This is a genomic window from Flavobacterium plurextorum (assembly GCF_002217395.1).
Taxonomy (GTDB): Bacteria; Bacteroidota; Bacteroidia; order Flavobacteriales; family Flavobacteriaceae; genus Flavobacterium; species Flavobacterium plurextorum.
In genome coordinates, this window is sequence record NZ_MUHD01000003.1 from 287028 (window position 1) to 310951 (window position 23924).

The 23924-nt window shown below is 34.4% G+C and carries 19 protein-coding genes; 4 read left to right on the top strand and 15 right to left on the bottom strand.

The genetic code is table 11. The annotated features are described in order from the left end of the window. Positions 1-23: 23 nt before the first annotated feature. The 4 genes from B0A81_RS02045 to B0A81_RS02065 form a co-directional block, all read right to left on the bottom strand. On the bottom strand, positions 24-1148 hold the full coding sequence (locus B0A81_RS02045) for a glycoside hydrolase family protein (RefSeq protein ID WP_089056461.1): 1125 nt from the start codon (positions 1146-1148) through the stop codon (positions 24-26). A gap of 204 nt (positions 1149-1352) precedes the next feature. After that, positions 1353-3029, bottom strand: a complete 1677-nt coding sequence (locus B0A81_RS02055; protein ID WP_089056463.1) for a glycoside hydrolase family protein — start codon at positions 3027-3029, stop codon at positions 1353-1355. Positions 3030-3126: 97 nt separating this feature from the next. Continuing rightward, positions 3127-5313: an alpha-L-rhamnosidase-related protein gene (locus tag B0A81_RS02060; RefSeq protein ID WP_089056464.1), complete on the bottom strand. Its 2187-nt coding sequence runs from the start codon at positions 5311-5313 to the stop codon at positions 3127-3129. A gap of 425 nt (positions 5314-5738) precedes the next feature. Beyond that, positions 5739-6557 carry an AraC family transcriptional regulator gene (locus B0A81_RS02065; RefSeq protein ID WP_244281231.1) on the bottom strand — a complete coding sequence of 273 codons (819 nt, stop codon included), beginning with the start codon at positions 6555-6557 and terminating at the stop codon, positions 5739-5741. A 100-nt stretch (positions 6558-6657) separates the two neighbouring features. Here B0A81_RS02065 and B0A81_RS02070 point away from each other — a divergent pair, with 100 nt between their 5' ends. Next, positions 6658-7872, top strand: coding sequence for an MFS transporter (locus B0A81_RS02070; protein WP_089056466.1), 1215 nt, complete (start codon positions 6658-6660; stop codon positions 7870-7872). Positions 7873-8242: 370 nt separating this feature from the next. Here the strand turns inward: B0A81_RS02070 and B0A81_RS02075 are convergent, their stop codons facing one another. Further along, complete coding sequence (locus tag B0A81_RS02075) at positions 8243-8446, bottom strand: SymE family type I addiction module toxin (protein WP_089056467.1); 204 nt, start codon at positions 8444-8446, stop codon at positions 8243-8245. Positions 8447-8610: 164 nt separating this feature from the next. Between B0A81_RS02075 and B0A81_RS02080 the strand changes: the two genes are divergently transcribed. After that, a complete protein-coding gene (locus B0A81_RS02080) occupies positions 8611-8826 on the top strand; it encodes a helix-turn-helix transcriptional regulator (protein WP_089056468.1) in 216 nt (71 codons plus the stop codon). Positions 8827-8881: 55 nt separating this feature from the next. On the opposite strand, the gene B0A81_RS02085 is transcribed toward B0A81_RS02080, so the two are convergent. From B0A81_RS02085 to B0A81_RS02105, 5 genes are all read right to left on the bottom strand, one after another. Further along, on the bottom strand, positions 8882-9442 hold the full coding sequence (locus tag B0A81_RS02085; protein ID WP_089056469.1) for a helix-turn-helix domain-containing protein: 561 nt from the start codon (positions 9440-9442) through the stop codon (positions 8882-8884). Continuing rightward, positions 9442-9783, bottom strand: a complete 342-nt coding sequence (locus B0A81_RS02090; RefSeq protein WP_089056470.1) for a type II toxin-antitoxin system HigB family toxin — start codon at positions 9781-9783, stop codon at positions 9442-9444. The genes B0A81_RS02085 and B0A81_RS02090 overlap by 1 nt, the downstream gene beginning before the upstream one ends. 290 nt (positions 9784-10073) lie before the next feature. Further along, positions 10074-11654: a sodium:solute symporter gene (locus tag B0A81_RS02095; protein ID WP_089056471.1), complete on the bottom strand. Its 1581-nt coding sequence runs from the start codon at positions 11652-11654 to the stop codon at positions 10074-10076. Further along, a complete protein-coding gene (locus tag B0A81_RS02100) occupies positions 11651-12715 on the bottom strand; it encodes a Gfo/Idh/MocA family protein (RefSeq protein ID WP_089056472.1) in 1065 nt (354 codons plus the stop codon). The genes B0A81_RS02095 and B0A81_RS02100 overlap by 4 nt, the downstream gene beginning before the upstream one ends. Positions 12716-12950: 235 nt before the next feature. After that, positions 12951-15464: an L-rhamnose mutarotase gene (locus B0A81_RS02105; protein WP_089056473.1), complete on the bottom strand. Its 2514-nt coding sequence runs from the start codon at positions 15462-15464 to the stop codon at positions 12951-12953. 430 nt (positions 15465-15894) lie between these two features. Between B0A81_RS02105 and B0A81_RS02110 the strand changes: the two genes are divergently transcribed. Further along, positions 15895-17577 (top strand): glycoside hydrolase family 28 protein, encoded by a 1683-nt coding sequence (locus B0A81_RS02110; protein ID WP_089056474.1) that lies wholly within the window; start codon positions 15895-15897, stop codon positions 17575-17577. A gap of 13 nt (positions 17578-17590) precedes the next feature. After that, positions 17591-18781 (top strand): pectate lyase, encoded by a 1191-nt coding sequence (gene pelA / locus B0A81_RS02115; protein WP_089056475.1) that lies wholly within the window; start codon positions 17591-17593, stop codon positions 18779-18781. 296 nt (positions 18782-19077) lie between these two features. On the opposite strand, the gene B0A81_RS02120 is transcribed toward pelA, so the two are convergent. From B0A81_RS02120 to B0A81_RS02140, 5 genes are all read right to left on the bottom strand, one after another. After that, positions 19078-19914: an amidohydrolase family protein gene (locus B0A81_RS02120; RefSeq protein ID WP_089056476.1), complete on the bottom strand. Its 837-nt coding sequence runs from the start codon at positions 19912-19914 to the stop codon at positions 19078-19080. Between the two features lie 6 nt (positions 19915-19920). Continuing rightward, the gene (locus tag B0A81_RS02125) at positions 19921-20718 is read right to left on the bottom strand and encodes an SDR family oxidoreductase (protein WP_089056477.1); all 798 of its coding nucleotides are present in this window, start codon (positions 20716-20718) and stop codon (positions 19921-19923) included. Between the two features lie 145 nt (positions 20719-20863). Further along, positions 20864-21877 carry a zinc-binding alcohol dehydrogenase family protein gene (locus tag B0A81_RS02130; RefSeq protein WP_089056478.1) on the bottom strand — a complete coding sequence of 338 codons (1014 nt, stop codon included), beginning with the start codon at positions 21875-21877 and terminating at the stop codon, positions 20864-20866. Between the two features lie 194 nt (positions 21878-22071). Further along, a complete protein-coding gene (locus tag B0A81_RS02135; RefSeq protein WP_089056479.1) occupies positions 22072-22926 on the bottom strand; it encodes a fumarylacetoacetate hydrolase family protein in 855 nt (284 codons plus the stop codon). Positions 22927-23083: 157 nt separating this feature from the next. Continuing rightward, positions 23084-23848 carry an SDR family NAD(P)-dependent oxidoreductase gene (locus B0A81_RS02140; RefSeq protein WP_089056480.1) on the bottom strand — a complete coding sequence of 255 codons (765 nt, stop codon included), beginning with the start codon at positions 23846-23848 and terminating at the stop codon, positions 23084-23086. Between the last annotated feature and the right edge of the window lie 76 nt (positions 23849-23924).

Below are 23924 nucleotides of genomic sequence, written 5' to 3' on the forward strand. Positions count from 1 at the left end.
TCTTTGTACTTTGTACTTTGCTCTTAATTTTTCTTCTTTTTCTCTGGCTGAGCCACAAAATTCAATTTGCTTTTTCCTAAATCTTTAGAAGTTGCAATTGCAATTCCTCGTTGTTCTGCTTTGTTAACGGCGCAGTAAAAATGATAGACAACGCCATCATGTTTCACTACGAACGATTTATGAGCAAACATATCATCGTAAGGTTCTGATGATTTAACTAAATCGTCTCCTTTCCAATCGGTCCAGTTTACTAAATCATTCGAAACTGCAAAACGATTAAATGCACCTTGATTCCAACCCGTCCAAAAAGCTCCAAAATAGAACATCACCCAAGTATCATTAATTCGCTGAATATAAGCATCTCCCGAAATTCCTTTATGATGATTGATCAAAGGTTTATTGCCATAACGCTTCCATTCTTTCATATCGTTCGATACTGCCATCGCAATACGTTCTGCGCCTTTAGCAGGATTTATACTGTCACCGCGAGCATTATAATACATGATAAAATTGTGTCCTGTAACTTTATCTTTATCACGAATTACACTGTTTTTGTACATCGTACTATTATCCCACCATCTAGCATCTTTGTCTTTTGGCGTTAAAACCGGATTTTCTAATCTCTGAAATTCGTGCGGTTTTGTTGGTGCTTCTTTGGTATACGCCATTCCAATTGACAAAACGCCTGCTTCATAACCTTTACTGTCGCCGCCAAAATAACTCATCCAGTATTTGTCATCGTATTTTTCCCATTCGTAGCTTCCGCCCCAAGTTGGATCTTGCAACGAAATATATCCCGCTTTTTGGTTGACATCCCAATGTTTTTCATTTTCTGAAAAGGACATTACTTTTCCCAGATATTTCCAATCCAAAAGATTGTCACTTTCTGCTAACCAAGTCTCATAACCTCTTCCATCGTAAATTAAATACGTCATATACCATTTACCATCTTTTCTAAATACGCTCGGACAATCCATTTTATATGAGTTGTCTGTTGGAACCATTACCAAACCGTATTTATAAGGCGTTTTGATTTCTTCATAAATCTCCTGCATCACGCTGTCGGTAATGTCTCTTTTCTTGTATTTGGTCGCACAGCTTGTTATTGCAAGTGCTGAAATGGTTAGGATTAGGTATTTAATTTTCATTTTATTTTGGGTATATTTTGTACGCGGATGATGCGGATTTACTTCGTAAAGACACGGATTGTTACGGATCTTCTTTTTTTCTTTTTAACAGCTTTGTCAAAGTTCAAAACTTTGAGAAAGCTTGTCGTACTGATATAATTAAAATCTGTGTAGATCAGCGTTTTTACGAAGTAAATCCGCATGATCTGCGTTCTATTTTATCATTTATCTCTTCAATTCTTTTAATTTAGATTCCATCACATCTTTGTTCAATTTTACTTTTACCATTCCTGTTGGATGAAATCTTCTCTTTAAATCAATTGCATTGTACACTATTGTATAAACGTCGTTTCCTTCTGGGATTAAGCATAATGGAGTTCTCATAATATCCCACCATTTATCAACTTTGGTTTCGATTGGTAAATAATGTGCTTCTGACCATTTAATTCCGTCCGCCGATAATGAATACGCAATCATGTTTGGTAAATGATGTCCCCAGCCGTCTGGACCGCCATCGAAAATCGCGATGTACATTCCGTTTGGTAATTGGCTTACAATTGGATTTTCAACAAAAGTTGGATGCATTGATTTAATTGGTTCCAAACCTTTATTCATTCTTAACCAAGGACCTTCTAAACTTTTTGATTCGGCTAAAGCCACAAACCACCCTTTTCCTGATTTCTTCGGATAATCTGCCCAAGAATTAAATGGGTATGCACCACTATAAAAACCAAAATATTTATCGCCTACTTTATATGGAAAAAAGGAAGCTACACCCTGACGACCTTCCCAAGGCTGAGAATCCAATCCCGGTTCCATAATAATTCCCATATCTTTATACGGGCCGCCAATTCCGTTGATTCCTTCTACAGTGGATTCACAACGCCAAATTCTTCCAAAAGAGTGATTCGGTTCTATTGTTTTACTTACAGTATAAGCTAAATAGTAACCGTACCATTTGTTTGCCTTTTCATTAAAAATAGGCATATACGACCAAATTGCTGCACGACGGTCGTTCATTGGGTTATCATCTTCCGTAACAGCATAAGTTCCGCTGGCTTGGTAGATTGTAGATTCTCTTTTCCAATGAATGGCATCTTTACTTGTCCAATGTCCGATTTTCGTTTTTACACGATCGTAATAGTAATCCACTCCTTTTTCTCCCGCTCTTTCGGTTGGAAACATATGATACGTATCGCCAACTTTTACTACGCGTCCGCCTTCAAAACCGCCTTGAATTTCTTCTGTTCCAGACATTCCTTCGTCAATAACGGGTTTATTTTCTCCGCCGATAATTTCAAAAAGTGGTTTTTCATCTGAAAATCCTTCAACAATAAAAGTTGGGTTCCACAGTTTTCCGTCTGGAAATGCTGCATTCCTTGACTGCAATTTTTCAGAAGCTTTTACAACTCCTAAAACAGCAAATAATCCTTTTCCAAAATTTAATGTTTGCGTTCCTTTTGAGAACGAAACCGCATAAACATTTACAGGAGGTAAACCGGTTACAGTAACTCCGTTTTCTAAAACTAATTTTGCATTCTGAAGTTTATCTGCTTGAAGATATTCTGAATTATTTTCCTGAAAAACACCAATTAGAACCGTAGCAGATTCCTTAAATTTTAACTGCAAAGTTGAATTTGCTCCACTTTTATACTTCTCTAACGGAAGTTCAACTCCTGTCAATCCTTGTAATTCTGGAGCTAAACGAACGATATTATGCTTGCTTCCTGAAAAAACATGAGCGTATTGTGTCGTTTTGAAAGTTTTGTAATTGGATTTTACAATTTCAAATGATGCTGGTTTCCATGCGTTGGTTTGTGCTGTTGCTTGAATACAAATTGCGAACAGCATTACGAAAGCAGTTTTTAATTTGAAGTTGTATTTTTTACTTTTTGAAGACATTGGTTTTTTATTTTTTTTTTACTGCAGAGCTACTTGCGGAGATTTCTCTCCCGAGGCTTCGGGATCGAAATGACAAAACTCAATTGATAAATGAAACTCAAATAGCTTTATAACTCACTTTATACTCCACATTCGGTTTTACAATCAACTGATATTTATTCTTACCTAATTCCTTAATTGTCCCTGAATTTGTTTTTGGTTTGCTCGCACTTTCAAAAATTAACTTCCCTTCTCCTTCACCTGCTTTTACTTTAATTTCTTTGGTACTGCAATAAACTGTAACTTCTCCGTTTGGCGTTGGAACTTTTCCTTCCATCCATTTTAAACCTCCTAAACTTGGTTTAATTTCATATTCTGAATATCCCGGAGCGGTTGGTTTTACGCCTAAATAATATTTTCCTAATAAATAAATCGGACTTGCGCCCCAAGCGTGGCAAAGGCTTTTCCCGTAAGGACGACCATACATCGTTAAATGCTCTGTTCCTTTTTTACTTGGGTTATATTCTTCCCAGAAAGATGTTGCACCTTCATTTAACATTCCTCCCCAATAATCTTTCATTTCTTTCAAAACGTAATTTTGTTCGCCCATTGCACACAATGCTTCCAACTCGTAAAAACGCATATATGGTGTTGTAATTTGAAGAACATCTTTATTAAGCAATACCTTCTTTTTTACACTTTGTTTTTGTTCTTCATTAAAATAATTGAAAAAAATACCGAACATATTAGCATATCTGGTTACGATATCTTGCATCTTACCGTCTATGCGCTGATGTTTCATAACGTTTTCTTTTTTATCCCAAAACACATCAAATAATTTCGTTTTTAAATCATTTCCTAATTTTTGATACTGTTTTTGATCTTCCTTTTCGCCTGCAATTTCAGCACTAACCGCCATGGCTTCTAAACTTCTGGCTAAAAGCATTTGCTCAAAACTAACCTCGCCCGTTTTTGGTAATCCGTTCGCCCAATCAATAAAAACCCAATCGCCTTCTAATGGTTCGAGGAATCCGTTTTTATTTCTTCTTTCTAAACAGAATTCCATAAGTGACTTCATTCGTGGATAAAAAGTTTTGATAAATTTCGTATCGCCAGTGTGTAAGTAGTAATCGTAAACACCCACAAACCAATAAAGCGAATAATCCATTATGATATTTACGTGAGCCGTTACAGGATCTTTTCCTCGAAGAGCTAAAAGTGTTCGTTCTACAGAAGCCGAATCAAAGAATAAATAATAATTCATTAAATAACTTTGATAAGCGTCGCCAGACCAAACCCAGCGGTCGCGTTTGATTCCGTCGATAAAAAATTCGCGAGAGGTTAAATGCATCGTATAAGCCGACACATCCCAAATTTGATTCAATTGTTGGTCCGATGATTTAAATGCACCACGATAGTCTAATGGCAGATATTCATAAAGCATCGAAATTGAATCGTATTTTACCGTTGCATCTGCTTGCACTTGAACATAACGAAATGCTTTCGATCCGTCATGCGTGTAGGTTTCAGGCTGATTTCCATCAAAAGATAAATGATCTAAAGTTTCACATTTGGCAGAATCCAGAGCTTCTTCACGAGATTCTCCGTAATAAAGTGCTACTTTGCCTTTTCCTTTTAAACCGTGAATTTTGATATAACCAAAAGTTTCTTTACCAAAATCTACTAATTCACCAGCTCCTATTTTTTCTGTTTTTTTCGCACTCAAAGGTTTAGTTGTTAGTCTAAACTCAGAAGGTTTATTTTGTGGCGAATTAAAATTCCAAGAACCAACAGGAACCCAAGGTGTACCTGATTGTTGCGCTTTTCCTGTTTCATCAATCCAAAGTTTGTCTTCGTTGGTTACTTTCCAAGAAGCATCAGACTTAACATATTTACCATTAATATAGATTGCCGGCAATACTTCCTGATTGTAAACTTTAAAGGAAATTTTATGTTTTCCGGCAGGAATTGTTATTGATTTTGGTTGTCCATAAACCTGAACACCATCTAAAAGCAATTGAAAAGGTCCTTCTGAGAAGATTTTTACTTCGTCTGGTTCTGGAATATCGACTTCTGTTTGAAAAGTTACCAAAGCATAAGGACTGTAATATTGCCAAAGCGGCGGAAATACTGCTTCACGTTCTGTACGTCTTACTTGCATTTTATTGCTTAACCAAACTTCGAAATCACCTGGATACCAGATCCATGTGGCTTCTTTTGTTTTTTCTTGTGCCAATACTAAAGAACAAGAAAAAATAGCAGCAAAAAGAACTAAAATCTTAAAAATGGAAAAGCGGCTTTGCATATATCTTTTTTTTGGGACTAAAGATAAGTGTTATTTTTACATTTCACAACCTGTAGTGTCCTGTTATTTCATAAAATATTGCAATCTTTGATAATTATTTAAGGGAAAAATTACGAGATATCACTTTTTTAGTACTAAAAAAAATGATGTTTGGATTTTTATGGTAAGTGGATGAAACAGATTCGCTATCAAGAAGACGCGGATTTTATTTTTTAACACATAGAAACATAGAATTACTTTGTCTACAAAAGGCGGTTCACTTACATATATACACATAGCTATGAGTTAATGACTAGTCATTTTTTATTCTCTTTTTCACTAAGCAAATAAAACCTATGTTTCTATGTGTTCAAAAAAATCAGCGTCATCTACGTCTTCGCGATGGCGAATCCCGTTTTATCTGTGTTCTAATTTAGGCTTACAATCTAAGCAATCATCTTTTCAGACTCATTTTCATCTTCTAAAATATAGTTAGAAGGTGTTTTGCCTAAATGTTTTTTAAACATATAGATAAAAGCACTTGTAGTTTCGTAACCTAAATTGAAGGCAATTTCTTTAATGGATTGTTTTTCGCCTAGACGTTTTATGGCTTCTAGTAATTTTAAACGTGTGCGCCAATCGCTGAAGTTCATTCCCAATTCTTTAATGAATAAGCGAGATAAAGTTCTTGTACTCATAAAAGAAATTTCGGCGTAATATTCGATCGTGTTTTTGCTGGCAACGTCATTCATTAAAAGCTCGACAACTTTTTGAAGTCTTTCATGATTTGTTGTTGGCAAAAAAGTTGCACTTGGCTCAATTAAAGCCAATTCATCTAAGAAAACCGCAATAACTCTTTTTTGAGACGGAGTAAGATTTCCTTCTATTCCAAAAGAAATGATTTTAAAAGCCAATTGCTTTAAAAACATCGGAATATCAAATGAAAAACTGTTTGTAGGTAATCCTTCCATTGCTGATGGATCGATAAAAACGCTGTAATAATTAACGTCTTTCTGAAAAGTAACTTGATGTTCGACTCCTCCCGGAAGCCACAAACCTTGCAGCGGATTCACAACCCAAATATGATTTCCAACCACAACGTTCATTACGCCGCGTGTCGCATAAATAAGCTGACCTCTTGGATGTGAGTGCGAAATACACATTTCATTGGTTACCATTTCGGTATATCCAATAACAGGAATTGATGGATCTACTCTGTATCCATGTTCCTGTGCCATTCGATATGTCCGAATCTGGTTATTCATTGTCCAAATATAGCAATTCTGACATTAGTATTCTTTTAATCTTTGCAAAAAACAACACAATTGTTGTTTTAACACTAATTAAAATTAAAAAAGATAACGCATGGACACTATCAAAGCAAATCCTGACATAGTTAAAAAAACAACCTACTCGATCTTATTCATTATAAGTTTTTCGCATTTAATTAATGATCTTTTACAGGCTCTAGTTCCTTCAATATATCCTCTATTAAAAGAAAATTTCAATCTAAGTTTTACTCAAATTGGTATTATTACTTTAACCTACCAAATGGTTGCTTCAATTTTACAGCCGTTTATAGGAATGTATACTGATAAAAATTCGAGACCATATTCATTGATTATCGGAATGTGTTTTACGATGGTTGGACTATTTCTTGTTTCAATTGCATCTAGCTTTACTTATTTATTATTATCAGTAAGTTTAATCGGAATTGGATCTTCGATTTTTCATCCAGAATCTTCGCGTGTGGCGCATTTGGCTTCGGGCGGAAAAAGAGGTTTAGCGCAGTCTATTTTTCAATTAGGAGGAAATGCAGGAAGTGCAATTGGGCCTTTATTAGCCGCTTTTATCGTTATTCCGCATGGACAATCTTATATCGCTTGGTTTTGTATCATTGCTTTAGTTGGAGTTTTTGCATTGTATAAAATCGCGATTTGGTATACGGCACATTTATCTGAAAGAAATGCGAACAAAGCTTCTCACCAAATCGAGACGCACCATTTGTCTAAAAACAGAGTAATTGGTTCGCTGATTATTTTATTGGTTCTGATTTTTTCTAAATATTTCTATATGAGCAGTATTACAAGTTATTATACTTTCTTTCTTATAGATAAATTTCACATTACAATTCAGCAGTCGCAAGTATATTTATTCTTGTTCTCGGGCGCGGTTGCTGCAGGAACTTTGATTGGTGGACCAATTGGAGATAGATATGGCAGAAAATATGTAATCTGGGTTTCTATTCTTGGCGTTGCTCCGTTTACTTTGATGTTACCTTACGTTTCTTTATTCTGGGTTGGAACTTTATCTGTAATTATCGGATTGATTCTATCTTCGGCATTCTCTGCAATTTTGGTTTATGCAACTGAATTAATGCCTGGAAAAGTGGGTCTTGTTGCTGGTCTTTTCTTCGGATTTGCTTTCGGAATGGGTGGTTTAGGTTCTGCTATTTTAGGAAAAATCGCCGATGCTACTAGTATTGAATATGTATTTAAGATTTGTGCTTTCTTACCTTTAATTGGTGTTATTACTGGATTCTTGCCTAATTTGGAGAAGAAAAAGAAAGCTCAGGAATAATTTTTTAAACACATAGAAACATAGTATTTGGATTGTCTGAAAAAGGCATTTTCATTTGATAATAAAACACATAGTTTTCTAGATTGAAAGCTATGTGTTTTTTATTTAAAGGTTAGAAACTTTCAAAGTTTAGTTTTAAAATGAAGATTTAATTGCGTCCAGCTTTAGCTGGATGAACAAATTAATTAGGAAGCTCAAAAGGCTTTAGCCAAAATATCTACAATTTGGCTAAAGCCTTTTTCTATTCTTTTTACATATACCTCCAGTTAAAACTGGAGGCAACACATAAAAATAGCCTTGCTTTATTTATAATCTTTTTCAAAACATAGCCTATGGTTTCAACCACTCGTTTTGTTTAAATAGATGATTTTTATTTCGTTTCAATTTCATTATTGGTTGTAATAATGATTTTATTTTGCTGATGTTCAATCGTTACGAAATTCCCGTAATTAAAACCGATTTTCTGAAGCCATTTTCCGCAAAGACGAATTTCTGGAAATATAACGTATCGATGATAGGATCTTGCAATATGTTTTGGTTGGATTTTTAATCGTCTTTTCGCTGATTGTTTCATTATATTTTCTCTTTTTATGAAACAAAAATAGTAAAAATTATACTACAAATTATAATTATATATTGTTAAATTATAATTTCATGTAGATTTTGAGTAATATTATTATACTTTTTATTATATTTAAAATGCATCATATTTGCATAATATAGCAATAAATCATCACTGTGTCGAAACTTAAGTTAAATAGAATAAAAGTTGTTTTAGTTGAAAGCAACAGAAGTAGTAAGGAATTAGCCAATCATTTAGGCAAAACAGTAGCAACTGTTTCGCGTTGGTGTACAAATGATTATCAACCTTCTATTGAAACACTTTTTGAGGTTGCTAAATATTTGAAGGTTGATATTCGGGAATTGTTGGTTTCGACTTCTAATAAAACATAAAAAAAACGCTTTCTTATAGGAAAGCGTTTTTTTATAAATCTAAAATTCTACAGGTTTAAGATAAAACTAAATCGTCGCTCGTTAGTTTTACTTTTAACTTTCCTAATTTCATGACAGCTTCCTGTACTTTAATTTGATCTTCTTTTGAAAGGAATACTGGAATCAAAACTGCTATTTCTATTTTTAATAATCGATTTATTACTATTAAATCTCTCAAAGTAAATGGTTTAATACCATTCATAAGTTCTGACATATAAGTTTTACTTTTATGACCTAAAATTAAAGCCAAGTTTTCTTGAGTTAATTCAAGTTCTTTGAGCTTCTTTCTTATTATTTGTTTCCTATTTTCTATAAACAATCTCTCTAACTCTGCTATACGTTCAGATTTTTCACTTTCTAAAAGCTTGTGATCATCAACTTTACGAACATCATTCCATTCAGAGTTTTCATACTTCTCAATTATGTCACGTAACTTAGATCTTAAATTTTTAAAATGAGTATTATCCTTCGCCAAAAGTCTTAGTTTTCGGTCAGAAATAAGAGCTCTTTCATAATCTAATTCGTTTGTGATTATACCACTTTCTATTATTTTCTCTATATCAAATTGTGTTTTCATTATTCTATATAGTTATTCTTACGTAACCATTTTTCAATAGTTGTTTTGTTATTTTTAAATATTGATTCGTACTCTTTATGCGTTCCCGCCCAAACTATAGTTGCTTCGCCATCATCATCAAACTCAATCAATATAAGTGTTCTATGAATATTCATATTAAAGAAATAAAATCCATCATTATGCACGCAGTCTAGATCATTTCTTATATTATTAATATTGTCTTTAGCAGGATTAAAGTTTTCTAAATCAGCAATTAACTTATCAATTTCATCACAGAGCTTTTTATTACCAATGTTTTTCTTTTTAATTTTTAAAACTGTCTTTTTTCCAATAATTCTCATAAACATCAACTTAGCAAATATAGTTAAAAGTTCTTATATAAACCGAACTTTTAATCTAACATTCTCTTTCAAATCCATTAAAACATACCTGTAAGATTTCCATTAATTAAATGTTGTAAATTCAAATAACCCATCTCTTTAGAAACAAACTTACAACTATTTTAAATAATTTAACACGTATTTACTTTCTTTTAATTGAATTTTATATTTTAAATTAATTTCAAAAGCATAAAAAAACGCTTCCTTTTAGCAAAGAAGCGTTTTTACAATTATAATGGTTTGAACAATTTTTAATTCCCATTAAAAACCAAATACAAAGCCAAAATCGTCAATCCCAACAAACCAAACAAAAGCTTCACCTTTTTACTAGTTTTAGGAATATCCGTTTCATCTGAAAAATTGACTTCAGGATTTTTATCGGTTAACGAAATAATTACTGCTGTAATTAAAAGCACAGCAAAAATGTAAAATGAAATCAATAAAAAGTGAGGCCAAACTGGATATTTATCGGCAGGAAAAATCCATAAATACAAAACTCCAACAAACAAACTAAAAGCTGAACCCCAAGAAAGCGTTGCATTTACGGCTTTTTTGGTAGTGCGTTTCCAGAAAACACTCAAAAGGAAAACAACAGATAATGAAGGCGCCAAGAAACCTAAAACTGCCTGAAAAATGTTGAATAAATTCTGCCCTTTTATATTGTCAATCGCAACAGCAATTAGAATCGCAAATACACATCCAGCCGCAATCGTTAATCGGCCAATTTTAATTTGATCTTGAATCGTCGCTGATGGGTTTATTTTCTTTACATAAATATCATTTGTAAAAACGGTGCTTAAAGCATTCAGCGAAGAACCAATTGTTCCCACCAAAACAGCAATCATCACACAAATTACCAAACCGTTCATTCCGCTTGGGAAAAGGTTTGTAACCATTGTCATATAAGCCAAATCGGAGTTGCTTCCTAATTCAGGATATAAGGCATAACACAAAATTCCAGGAAGAATAAACAACGGCAACGCCATAACTTTTAGCCATCCAATAAAGTTTACGCCCAATTGTCCTTGTTCTAGATTTTTAGCTCCTAAAACACTCTGCACCATCGATTGATCTGTACAGAAAAAAGCAACTGCTGCTACAGGATATCCTAATAAAATAGCAGGCCACGGATAATGTGCATCGTTTGCGGGCTGTACTAAATTCCAAAAGTTTGAAGGCGTTTTGGCAATTAAAACATCAATTCCGCCTAGTTTTTGTAAACCTAAAAAAGAAAGTGTAAGTGAAACTACAATCAGCAAAATCATCTGAAAAACATTCACTTTTGCAATCGCTTTTAATCCTCCTGCAAACGTAAAAATTCCAGAGAAAATCACTAAAACGGTAACGCTTTGCCACATCGGAATTCCCAAAATCTGACGCACTAAAACACCTCCGCTGAATAATCCCAAAGACAGCCAGCTTACTAATATTTTCACCAAAGCATACCAAGCCAAAATATTCTGCGTACTGTCGCCGTAGCGTTTTCCCATATATTCGGGCATCGTACTTACTTTACTCGCAATATATCTTGGCGCGAAAACCATTGCCAAAAGCAGTAAAAACACAAAAGCATACCACTCGAAATTTCCTGCTACAATTCCGGTAGCGTAACCAATACTCGCAAAAGCCAATAATGACGAAGGCCCAACATTGGTTCCCCACATATTAAACCCAATGCTGTACCAGTTTAAGGAGTTTCCAGCCAGAAAAAGCGTTTCGTTTTTCTTTCTCTGCTTCATACTTACCACATATCCAATGACTAATAAAGCCACTAAATAACCCGCAACAATTACAAAATCGAGCGTGGTTAATTTGTCGTAGATACTGTTCATAGTCCGTATTCGTTAAGAATATCGGCAATTTTAACCGGCATTCCAGTTTGCAAAGATTTATCCATTGCCTGCAACAAAGCTACAGTTCCAATTCCTTCTTCCATGTTTGGATACGCTTCAAAACCTTGCTCGATACTATCTGTAAAATATTCTAAGTAATTTTGATATTCTCCGCCATGATGACTTTGTCCTTCAAAACGGAAATAATATTTTATGGTACTGTCGCCCCAAGTAATCACTTTTTCTTCGCCAGTTTTGTCGGTAATCGCATAACGCAATTCATGATAATCGGCTTGACTTGCTCCTTCTGTTGCTCTTAAAATCGTGCTCATTCCACTGTCGCGCTGCGCTGGCTGAGTCGGAGATGTGTAAACACCGCTTACACGTGCAATTCTTCCATCAGTTGCTTTGAAAATAAAGTGCATTGTATCTTCATTTTTCAATCCTGCATTTTGTCCGTTACTGCTGATCATTCCGTAACCCATTACTTCTTGAATATTGGGCAAATACCATCTTATAAAATCTACAGGATGACTCAAACCTCCGTACAGCCATTTAAACGATTGCAAAAGCGACCATTCTTTCTTTAAAAACCATCTGTGATCGGCGTGATATTGTGCTTCAATTGTAATTAAATCTCCAAGTAAACCCGCTTCATAATCGGCTCTTTGTCTTTTGGCAGGTTCGAAAAAACGAGAACTTTGCCCAATGAAAACTTTCTTTCCAGTTGATTTGCTTAATTCTAACAGCTCTTTAGCATCAGAAAGATCATCAATAAACGGTTTGGTACAAACAACATGTTTTCCATGTAATAAAGCTTGTTTTACATGTTGTGCATGAAGATGATCTGGCGTATAAATAGCGATAATATCAATTGACGAATCGTTTAATAAATCTTCGTAATTAGTAGTGTATGAATGAAAATCGAATTCTTTAGCTCTTTGTTTACACAATTCTTCATTTCGGTCGCATATTTTAACAAGCTCTAGTTTTGAACTTTCTATAGCAGCCGACATTGTGCTTCGTCCTTCTCCAAGTCCTAGAATGGCTATTTTTAACATTGGTTGTGGTTATTTTAGATTATTGATTTTAGTTTATTTCTGAAATCTTTTTTGAGATTATTTTTGTTTTTTTTTACGCAGATTAAGCCAATTGAGCAGATCTAATTTTCTCCTTCAATCTTTCTTCTTCAATCTTTCTTCTTCCTTCTTTCTTCTTCCTTCTTTCTTCTTTCTTCTTCCTTCTTTACTCTATACTCTTTCTTCTTCACTCTATACTCTTACTTACTTCTTTATCCTACTTTTTCTCTTCCACATTCACCTTATCTAAAAAAATCCAAGTTTCGTCTGGTTTCGCACCTTCAATTCCCGATTGGTATTTTTTCATTAAAGCGTTCCATTGATCTACTTTCGGATTATTCTCTGTTGTTTTCGGATTTAGTTTATCCAGATTTTCTCCTTTCGGAATACTGATTACCAAGATTAATTGTCTGTCTTTTTTGAAAACTTGCAATTGCTGAAAATCGGCATTACAGAAACCTTTTGCTACTTCTGGCCATTTTTCGAATTGCGTTTTATGATAATCCACATATTCTTTTTGAAGTTTTTCATCAGCAGGAAGATTCGCTGTTAAAACAATATTTTCCCAATCTGATGCAGGTTTCGAATCTTTACATCTTTCGAAGTTTTGGAAATCGTACACTAAATCATCATAGATTTTAATTTCTAAAGAAGGAAAAGCTCCCGCCAACTTTCGTTTCGTTCTTTCCGGCTGATTCATTTTTCCGTAAATCACCAAATGATTTTTCCATTGGTATAATTCCTGACCTACAATTCTAAAACCTGTTAAAGTCGATTTGATTTTTGCGATATCAAAATCAGAACCTATCAATTCGATTGCATACGGTTTTGGCATTTCCTGCAGTCCCCATTTTTCATCGATTACAACTTCTTTTTCTAAATCTTTGTAAGGCGCTCTAATTCCCGCCGCATCTTTAATTTTAGTACTTACATACGGATCATTGTGCTCCCAGATATTCCCTTTTGGACCGTTATGATTTTTTAGAATTTTCTTTTCAGCAATCCAGTTGTTTTTAATCGTAAAACCTTCACTTCCTTCATCAGTGTACAAATACAACCACAAAAACGGATCGTGCGCATACGGACTATTATAAACCTTGTCTATATAATTTTCTTCAATTCGGCTGTTTGGCTGAGCCGAAAGCGTATAAATTCCTGCCACATCATGTAAATGTTTCGCATAATGATGAATTTTATTTCCTAGAATTTTATTGTTCTGCATCACGTTTGGCGTGTGTGTCCAACCCCAGCCCATTGCCATTCCGGAATACGATACATCTGAAATTTCGTTGTGCTCAATAGTAATATTTCGAACGAAACCAGCGCTGATTCCTAAAGTTCCCCAATCTTCATTGGTTACGTTGGTGATTAAATTATCCGAAATCACTTCATCCGAACACATTTCTCTTTCATCTTTTATGATTAAAGGCAAATGCGCTTCAAAAGCTTCTTCAGAAAAAACACCCACATTAATGGCGCTTCCGCCAATATCTTTAAATAAATTTCCTTTAACGGTATTATGATTCGTTCCTTTATTTAAATCTAAACCTGTCGAAGCCAAATGCTCAAAACGACACAATTCAAACTGAATATTATTGGCATAATTTACTTCAACTGCCGAACGAGGTCTTCCCACCCAAGCCTGATTTTCTAAACTCGCCTGATTGGGCGTTCCTGGAACTTTAAGTTTATAAGCATCCAATAAATACATACCAGATTGCAATGGCACATGACCTTGTTCTGAAGGACGAAGCCAATTGCTGTATTGAAATGAAATTCCTTTAAACTGAAAATGATGTACAGGAGAATCAATCGTTCCTTTTACTTCAACTAAATTTTCTAAAACTGGAACGGTAACTTTAACCGAATTAATATCTTCACCCTGACGTGGAATATAATAGACTTTAGCATTCTTTTTATCCAAAAACCATTCTCCCGGTTCATTCAATAATGAAAGAGCGTTGTTTAAGTGAAAAGCAGAATTTCCGTTATTTTTCGAAATCCATGGCGCAGGCCAAGGATGCTCACTTTGAATTCGGCTTTCAGGCTCTTCAAACGAAAGTCTGGCGCTGTCTTTCTGCACTTCAATATTTTTAATTCGAAGGTTCGCAATCGACCACCACTGTACAATAAACATTTCCATTCCCGGTTCGAACTTAACCGATTTATCTTTAAACGGAATCCAGCAAGTCTGCGATTTATGATCCCAAGACAAAATTCTGTCCATTGTATTTCCTGCCGTATTTTTGGCTCTAACGGCTTTTTTTCCGTTTACCCACAATTGTCTGTAATTGATTAATGAACCCGCTTTTTGAGGCGCATCGGCTACCCAAAACGTTCCTTTTTTACCATTTAAAACACTAACCTTTTTCCAGTTTTTTATTTCAATTCCACCGCTTATAATAGGTTTAGCATTTACATCGGCTTCAATTGTTGTTGGACTTTCCGCCGTTCCAGAATCTTCTGGTCGTACAAACAAAGGTTCATTTAAATAATACGTTCCGTTCATCACTATAATACGAATACCATCTTTAATTGATGGATCTTTTAATCGGCGTAGTTCTCTGGCTTTTCGCATTGCCATATGAACAGTTGCCAGCGGATTTGATTTTGTTCCTAGGTTGGAATCATTTCCAGATGGTGAAACCCAAATTTCTGCAGCGTTTGCCGAAAAAATTGTAAATACCGTTAAAAAAACGATTAGTAATTTGTTGAAAGGAATTAAACGCATTATTTATAGTATTGATTTTTTTATTGGGATAAAATTACGAGGCATTAATTTTAAGTATTATTATTTTTACAAATAAATGTATTTTTAACACTTTTACCAAATAATTAGGACAATTTAAAAGAATATAAAATGACAGGTATCCTGTACCCTCCTGTAATTTGGACAAACATCAGATTCTTGCTCTACCTTTTAAGCTAAAAATTCAAATAGAAATCCTAATCCATTTCCCATAAAAAAATCAAATTCATAAAAAATCTGTTATAATTAAATCAAAATTGTCGTTTCATAATATTTTTTTAATAGATTTGTGTAATCGATTACATTATTAAATTATAGTTTAGAACGGATTTTTTTATTCATCAAATAAAAAAATAGCAGATAAAAAATCTACCCGACATCAAAAGTAAATTTTAACCATAATACAATTCTAATGAAAACTAACCTGACTAATCTTTTCTGTACAGCTTTGACCATTCTGGCAGCAAGTTTTTCTGTACCAGCTTTGGCACAAAAAGCATCTGACACTTACAAAGACATTGAATTTAAAATGACCAAAATAAAAGAGCCGGTTATTCCTAAAAACAGTGTAAACATAAAAGATTTTGGTGCCGTAAACGGCGGTTATGTTTTAAACACTAAGGCTTTCGCCGATGCTATAGATGCGGTTTCGAAAAAAGGCGGCGGAAAAGTTATTATTCCTCCTGGAATCTGGCTGACAGGTCCAATTATCCTAAAAAGCAACATTGAATTACACGCAGAAAGAGGAGCTTTAATAAAATTTTCTACAGACAAATCTTTATATCCTATTATCGAAACAAATTTTGAAGGATTAAACACTTGGCGATGCATCTCTCCTATTTATGGCAAAAATCTTGAAAACATCGCTTTTACAGGAAATGGTGTTTGGGATGGTTCTGGAGAAGTTTGGAGACAGATTAAAAAGAGCAAATTAACAGAGAGCCAATGGAAAGAAGCTATTTCTAAAGGCGGTGTTTTAAATGCTCAAAAAACGAGTTGGTATCCATCAGAAATCTTTATGAATGCTTCTAAAGGCGCAGATCAAAACGTGCGTCCTGATTTAAAAACTAAAGAAGATTTTGAAAAAATTCATGACTTTTTACGACCTGTATTGGTGAGTATTCAAAACAGTAAAAGAGTTTTATTTGATGGTCCTGTTTTTCAAAATTCACCAGCTTGGAATATCCACCCTTTTATGGTTGAAGATTTAATTGTGAGAAATGTAACGGTTCGTAACCCTTGGTATTCTCAAAATGGAGACGGTCTTGATATAGAATGCTGTAAAAATGTTTTAGTCGAAAATTCTAGTTTTGATGTTGGTGATGATGCCATTTGTATTAAATCAGGAAAAGATAAAGATGGTCGTGAAAGAGGTATTCCCAGCGAAAATATCATCGTAAGAAACAATATTGTATATCACGGACACGGTGGTGTAACGGTTGGAAGCGAGATGTCTGGCGGTGTAAAAAACCTGCACGTTTCAAATTGTACTTTTATGGGAACTGATGTTGGTTTACGTTTTAAAAGTGCACGCGGAAGAGGCGGTGTCGTAGAAAACGTATTTATTTCGGATGTTTATATGACTGATATTCCGTCGCAGGCTATTTCTTTCAATTTGTATTATGGAGGAAAATCGATAGCTGAAACTTTAGAAGAAGGCGGAGATAAAATCATTAATAAAGCAATGCCTGTAACGGTTGAAACGCCTCAGTTTAAAAATATTTCGATTAAAAATATTACGATCAAAGGTGCTCAGCAAGCGGTATTTTTACAAGGTCTTCCTGAAATGAATTTAGAGAATATCGAAATTTCAAACTTAACGGTTACGGCTGAAAAAGGATTTTCGATTATTGACGCAAACGGAATTAAAATCACCAATGCGAAATTAGATATCGAAAACAGTAATGTATTTGAAGTTTACAATGTAAAAAATATGTCTTTAAAAAATGTCGAATTCAATTCCACATCGGCTAAAGCCGTAAATATAAACGGTGAAGGAAACGCAAATATTGAATTGGTTTCTTCTAAAAATTTAGATTTTTCAAAAACAACGACACTTGGAAATGATGTTCCAAAAGGAGCTGTAAAATTTTAATCACAATTTCAAAATGAAATTTACCAATAGTTCAAAAGCAGTTGTTATAAGCCTTTGTGTTTTCTCGTTTCTACATTCGAATGCGCAAACTAACAAAGAGGAAAAATCAGCAATCAGCACCAAAGTTTTTTCTGATGGAACCAATCATTGGTACCATATTAAAGACAAAACTAATATCGTAAATCCAATTCCGAATCAGCCTCAATATGCTGAAACGGATTATGCCAAAATTGCTGATAATATTTTGCTTTTTCAGCGCAATAATGGCGGATGGCCGAAGAATTACGATATGAAAGCGATTCTGACTCCAAAGCAGATTGATACGGTTATTGCGACCAAACCAATGCTGCATACTACTTTTGACAATGAAACGACTTACACACACGTCAATTATCTGGCTCAGGTTTATACTTTGACCAAAGAAACAAAATACAAAGACGGTGCGTTAAAAGGAATTGATTTTATTTTAGAAGCGCAATACGGCAACGGAGGCTGGCCACAATATTTCCCTTTAGAAAAAGGTTACAGCCGACATATTACATTTAATGACGGCGCTTATATGGGCATTATGAATCTTTTGAAAAAGATCGTAAACAATGATCCTGATTTTGCATTTATTGATGCTAAAACCAGAAAAAAAGTTACCGCTTCATACGAAAAAGGAATTGACTGCATTTTAAAAATGCAGATTAAAGAGGATGGAAAACTAACGGCTTGGTGTCAGCAGCATGATGAAATTACGCTTTTACCCGCGTGGGCGCGAAAGTTCGAACCGCCAAGTATCTGTAATGCCGAAAGTGTTGATGTCGTATTGTTTTTAATGGCAATCGATAATCCGAATGAGAAAATTATAAACTCAGTGCAAAGTGCTGTAAAATGGTTTCAGGGTTCTAAAATATACAATACCAGAGTTGAAAGTTTTCAGGCTCCGGAAATGGACTCCAAATACAAAAAAATTACCAATGATGTGCGTGTTGTAACTGATTCTACTGCACCGCCAATTTGGACGAGATATTATGAATTAGGAACTCACAAACCTTTATTCTGTGATAGAGACAGTCAGTTTTTGTATTCTCTGGCAGAAGTAAGCCGAGAACGCAGAAGCGGTTACGCATGGTATACAGATAAACCAGAAAAGGCATTAAAGAAATATGCCTCTTGGCAGAAGAAATGGGCTGTTGGAAATGATGTTTTGAAGAATTAGGAATCGTTTATCATTTCGACCGAATGGAGAAATCGCAAAAGGAACTCTACAAAGAGAATCGCCAATCTTTGTCGACAAACTAGTGTGATTTCTCCCTTTGGTCGAAATGACATACTACGAGATTAATCTAATTTCTCGTTTAAATCTATAGCCCGTGGTTTAAACTACGGGCTATCTTTTTACAAATCTGCGAGCAAAAATCTGCAAATTTTGTAGAAAAATATATTCAGTCACAGATTAAGGGATTAAAATGATAAAAAAAATCTATGAAAATCCTTTAATCTGTGGCTGAAAAATTACTCTTTTAAATTATAAAACGAAACTGCATTTTCATACCAAATCTTATTTTGATCTTCGATAGAAAACTTCGAAATATAATCTTCTAAAGTTTTTACAACCTCATTATAATCAGAAGCAATATTAAGAACCGGCCAATCTGAGCCGTACATTATTTTATCTGTTGAGAAATTTTCAAAAATCACATCCAAATACGGCTTTAAATCCTCTGGTGTCCAGTTTTCCCAATCGGCTTCTGTGACCATTCCTGAGATTTTACACCATACATTGTCGTATTTAGCAATTTCTTCTATTCCTTTTTTCCATGAATCAATACTTCCCGATTTAATATCTGGTTTAGCAATATGATCAATTACAAACTTTTGGTTAGGAAAATCTTTTACTAAACTTATCGCAGCTGGCAATTGACGATGAAAAATCAGAATATCATACGTAAAATCAAACTTTTTTAAAGCTGAAATTCCGTTGCGAAAATCTGCTCTAAACATAAAATCATCAGCTTCGCCTTGTACAACATGTCGGAATCCTTTAATTGTTTTATTTGAAGAAAAATGATGTAAACGCTCTGATATATTTTCATCTCGAAGATCAACCCAGCCCACGATTCCTTTTATAAAATCATTTTTTGAAGCCAGATCAACAAGAAAATTAGTTTCACTTTCAGACTGGTTTGCCTGAACTGCTACACAACCCGAAAACTTATTTTCTGTGAGCAATGGCAATAAATCTTCTGGCAGGAAATCTCTTTGAATTTCTGACATACTTTCGTCAATCCAACTGTCTCTAACAGGATCAAATTTCCAAAAATGCTGATGGGAATCAATTCGGTTATTCATTTTGAATTAGTTTACATCGTTGATTAAAGCACGATCTAAATGCACATAACCTCCATCTACAAAAACAAATTGTCCTGTTGTATGCGAAGAACGATCAGAAATAATGAAAAGCGCTGAATCTGCAATTTCTTCTGTTTTAGTCATTCTGCCTTCAAACGGAATGCTTTTATTGATTTTCTTTAAAACAGTTTCTCCGTCTTCCAACGTTTTAATCCAATCTTCGTATGCAGGAGTATAACTTTCAGCAATAATAATAGCATTCGAACGGATTCCAAATTGAATTAAATCTACTGCCCATTCTCTTGTAAGTCCTAAAACGCCGCCTTTTGCAGCAGCATAACCTGAAGTTCCGCCTTGTCCCGTTAAAGCTACTTTTGAACCAATATTCAGGATATTTCCTTTTGATTCTTTTAAGTATGGAAGCGCATATTTAACCAGTAAAAAATAACTTACTACATTTAGTTTCAAAGAATTCATAAATTCCTCGTAAGAAGCGTCTAAACCTGCACCATCATTTACACCAACATTATTGATAACCGCATCGATTCTTCCGTATTTTGCTACGATTGTTTTCACAGCATTTTCGATTTCCACAGGATCAGTTACGTCAGTCTGCACAAATAAAGAATCAATTCCCTTGTTCTGCAGCTTTTCAGCATAAGCGAAACCTCTTGCATTTCGGTCTACCAAAACTGGAATCGCTCCTTCATCTGCAATTCGGTTAATGATTGTTTTTCCAATACTGCCTTCCTTTCCAGCAGAACCAGAGACAACAATTATCTTATTTTTTAAATTTAAATCCATTTCTTTTTTGTGTTAAATGTGATTTGTAAAATGTAAAATGTTTTTTCTTTTGTAAAATATTAAGATGTGAAAAATGAAATACAAAATGAAGTAAGTTTTATTTTTTTACAACGAAAGTCACATCTCACATTTCACATTTCACTAATTATTCTATCTCAATTAACGCCTTAATCACATTATTTTTGGGGTCAATCAAGTTTCCGAAATCAGTAATCATTTCAGCAAAATTTGTTCTGTGCGTAATATATTTTTTAGGATCTATTTTTCCTTCTTTCAAGCATTTCATTACATATTCAAAATCTTCAATAGTGGCATTTCTGCTGCTCATTAAAGTAGATTCTCTCTTATGAAAATCAGGATGACTAAAGCTTAATTCTCCTTTTTGAAGTCCCACTAAAACAAATCTTCCGCCGTGCGAGATATAATTGAAAGCACTGTTCATTACTTTCTGATTTCCAGTTGCGTCAATCACAACATTCACCATATCTCCGTTTGTCAATTCAGATAGTTTTGCGGCTACATCATCATTTAACGGATTAATGGTTTCATCCGCATTCAATTCAGTTTTACAGAAATTTAATCGGTAATCATTGATATCCATCACGATAACTTTGGCTCCAGCAATTTTAGCAAACTGAATTAATCCAATTCCGATTGGTCCTGCTCCCATTACTAAAACCGTATCCGTTGACTTTACAGCCGCTCTTCGTACTCCGTGCGCCGCAATTGCCAATGGTTCAACCAAAGCCAATTCATCATAATCTAATCCCTGACCGTGAAGTAAATACTGTTCCGGAATCTTTACATATTCAGCCATTCCGCCGTCAATATGAACTCCAAAAACCTTAATATTTACACAGCAGTTTGTTAATCCATTTCGGCACGCAACACATTTTCCACAATTGAAATACGGAATAAAAGTTACTTTATCTCCTGGTTTAAAACCCGCAGCATTTCCTTTTACATATTCTGCTGCCAATTCGTGACCCAAAATTCTAGGATATTCAAAATACGGCTGAGTTCCTCCAAAAGCATGAATATCAGTTCCGCAGATTCCAATTCTTTTTATTTTTAAGAGAACTTCACCTTCTTTTGGTTCTGGAATACTGGTTTCCTTTAATAGAAATTCCTGCGGTTTTTCGCAAACAATATATTTCATTTTTTTGTTTTGTTTAAATTTCTAATCATACGCGGATTTTGCAGATTCGCTTTCGCGAAGACACGGATTCAAACGGATTTTATATTTAAATTTTTAGAAAGATTAATAAAAAATCCGTTTGAATCCGCGTTTTTACGAAGTAAATCCGTTTTATCCGCGTCACCATTCGTTAGTATAATAAAAGATCGTTTATATTACTTTTTATAAGCAACTGCGGTTTGTTTACTTGTACCTAATCCTTCAATTCCAAGTTCTACAACATCGCCCGCTTTTAAGTAAATTGGATCTGGTTTAATACCCAAACCAACTCCAGGAGGCGTTCCTGTACTAATGATATCGCCTGGAAGCAAAGTCATAAACTGACTTAAATAATGAACTAAATAAGGAATTTTGAAAACCAAATTTAACGTGTTGCTGTCTTGGTACTTTTTACCGTTTACACTTAACCACATCGATAAATTATCAACATCTTTTACTTCATCTTTTGTAGCCAAAAATGGTCCAAGAGGCGCAAATGTATCACAGCCTTTTCCTTTTGCCCATTGTCCGCCGCGCTCAATTTGAAATTCTCTTTCGCTGTAATCATTCAATAAAGCATAACCAGCAACGTAATCTAAAGCTTCGGCTTCTTCAACATAACTTGCTTTTTTACCAACAACAAATGCTAACTCCACTTCCCAATCCGTTTTTACACTGTTTTTCGGAATAATTACATCATCATCTGGACCGCATAAAGAAGTCGTTGATTTAAAAAAGATAATCGGCTCTGTTGGAATTGGTGCGTTTGTTTCTTTACAGTGATCTACATAATTTAATCCAATGCAGATTATTTTTGAAGGTCTAGCAACTGGAGATCCTAAACGAACACTCGCATCAACTTCTGGTAAAGAAGGATTGCTGTCTAAGGCTTTTTGTAATTTTTCTAAACCATTTTCTTCAAAAAAGCTTTCGTTAAAATCTGAAACGATAGAAGAAACATCATATCTTTTTTCATTAATTAAAACTCCTGGTTTTTCTTTTCCGATTTCTCCAAAACGTATTAATTTCATTTTTTTTTCTATTTTTTGATTAATTTTTTCTTTTAGGTTCTAAGGTACTGAGGTACTAAGGTTCTGAAATTTCTTTTAGAGATACTAAACTGCTAAGATTCTAAGGTTCTGATTTTTTTCCTCAGCGCCTTAGTACCTCAGAACCTTAGTACCATTTCTAGTTATTTAATTTAATAAATCCACCGTCGATTGGGTAATCGCATCCTGTAATAAATCCAGCTTCTTCGCTGCATAAGTACAAAGCCAGAGCGGCAATTTCGTCTGGTTTTCCCATACGCCCGATTGGCTGTGATTTAGAAAGTTTATCAAACATTTCTTCTTCTTTTCCAGCATAATTTTTAGAGATAAATCCATCGACAAAAGGTGTGTGGACTCTTGCTGGTGAAATAGAATTACATCTGATATTTTCACTTAAATAATCTCTTGCTACAGATAAAGTCATTGCCATTACAGCTCCTTTTGCTGTTGAATAAGCAAATCTATCCGAAATTCCAACCCACGCCGCAATTGAAGCCATGTTTAAAATCACACCGCCATTTGAAAGTCGGAATTGTGGAATTGCAGCAAACAAACAGTTGTAAACTCCTTTTACATTTACATCCATTACGCGATCAAAATCAGCTTCAGAAGTAGTGTCTACTTTCCCTACATTTGCGATTCCGGCATTATTGATTAAAATATTGATATTTCCTATTTTTTCGAAAGTCGCTTTAACATCATCCTGACTGGAAACATTACAAGCATACGAAAACACACTTCCTCCTGCATTTTTAATTTCGTCAACAGCATCCTGTGCACTTTCGATAGATAAATCAATAATATGAACTTCTGCACCTTGCTTGGCAAACAAAGCAGCAATTGCTCTTCCAATTCCGCTTCCTCCTCCTGTTATGACTGCTTTTTTATTTTGTAATGAAAACATCTCTTTAATTATTTAGTATTATAAAAACCGTATTTTTTTGATTAAAACATTCACATAAAATAATAAATGTAAAAAA

What these genes read in the sequence shown, in the direction of transcription:
- B0A81_RS02045 (WP_089056461.1), bottom strand. Translation starts at nt 1,148, where the DNA reads ATGAAAATTAAATACCTAATCCTAACCATTTCAGCACTTGCAATAACA.
- B0A81_RS02055 (WP_089056463.1), bottom strand. Translation starts at nt 3,029, where the DNA reads ATGTCTTCAAAAAGTAAAAAATACAACTTCAAATTAAAAACTGCTTTC.
- B0A81_RS02060 (WP_089056464.1), bottom strand. Translation starts at nt 5,313, where the DNA reads ATGCAAAGCCGCTTTTCCATTTTTAAGATTTTAGTTCTTTTTGCTGCT.
- B0A81_RS02065 (WP_244281231.1), bottom strand. Translation starts at nt 6,557, where the DNA reads ATGAATAACCAGATTCGGACATATCGAATGGCACAGGAACATGGATAC.
- B0A81_RS02070 (WP_089056466.1), top strand. Translation starts at nt 6,658, where the DNA reads ATGGACACTATCAAAGCAAATCCTGACATAGTTAAAAAAACAACCTAC.
- B0A81_RS02075 (WP_089056467.1), bottom strand. Translation starts at nt 8,446, where the DNA reads ATGAAACAATCAGCGAAAAGACGATTAAAAATCCAACCAAAACATATT.
- B0A81_RS02085 (WP_089056469.1), bottom strand. Translation starts at nt 9,442, where the DNA reads ATGAAAACACAATTTGATATAGAGAAAATAATAGAAAGTGGTATAATC.
- B0A81_RS02090 (WP_089056470.1), bottom strand. Translation starts at nt 9,783, where the DNA reads ATGAGAATTATTGGAAAAAAGACAGTTTTAAAAATTAAAAAGAAAAAC.
- B0A81_RS02095 (WP_089056471.1), bottom strand. Translation starts at nt 11,654, where the DNA reads ATGAACAGTATCTACGACAAATTAACCACGCTCGATTTTGTAATTGTT.
- B0A81_RS02100 (WP_089056472.1), bottom strand. Translation starts at nt 12,715, where the DNA reads ATGTTAAAAATAGCCATTCTAGGACTTGGAGAAGGACGAAGCACAATG.
- B0A81_RS02105 (WP_089056473.1), bottom strand. Translation starts at nt 15,464, where the DNA reads ATGCGTTTAATTCCTTTCAACAAATTACTAATCGTTTTTTTAACGGTA.
- B0A81_RS02110 (WP_089056474.1), top strand. Translation starts at nt 15,895, where the DNA reads ATGAAAACTAACCTGACTAATCTTTTCTGTACAGCTTTGACCATTCTG.
- pelA (WP_089056475.1), top strand. Translation starts at nt 17,591, where the DNA reads ATGAAATTTACCAATAGTTCAAAAGCAGTTGTTATAAGCCTTTGTGTT.
- B0A81_RS02120 (WP_089056476.1), bottom strand. Translation starts at nt 19,914, where the DNA reads ATGAATAACCGAATTGATTCCCATCAGCATTTTTGGAAATTTGATCCT.
- B0A81_RS02125 (WP_089056477.1), bottom strand. Translation starts at nt 20,718, where the DNA reads ATGGATTTAAATTTAAAAAATAAGATAATTGTTGTCTCTGGTTCTGCT.
- B0A81_RS02130 (WP_089056478.1), bottom strand. Translation starts at nt 21,877, where the DNA reads ATGAAATATATTGTTTGCGAAAAACCGCAGGAATTTCTATTAAAGGAA.
- B0A81_RS02135 (WP_089056479.1), bottom strand. Translation starts at nt 22,926, where the DNA reads ATGAAATTAATACGTTTTGGAGAAATCGGAAAAGAAAAACCAGGAGTT.
- B0A81_RS02140 (WP_089056480.1), bottom strand. Translation starts at nt 23,848, where the DNA reads ATGTTTTCATTACAAAATAAAAAAGCAGTCATAACAGGAGGAGGAAGC.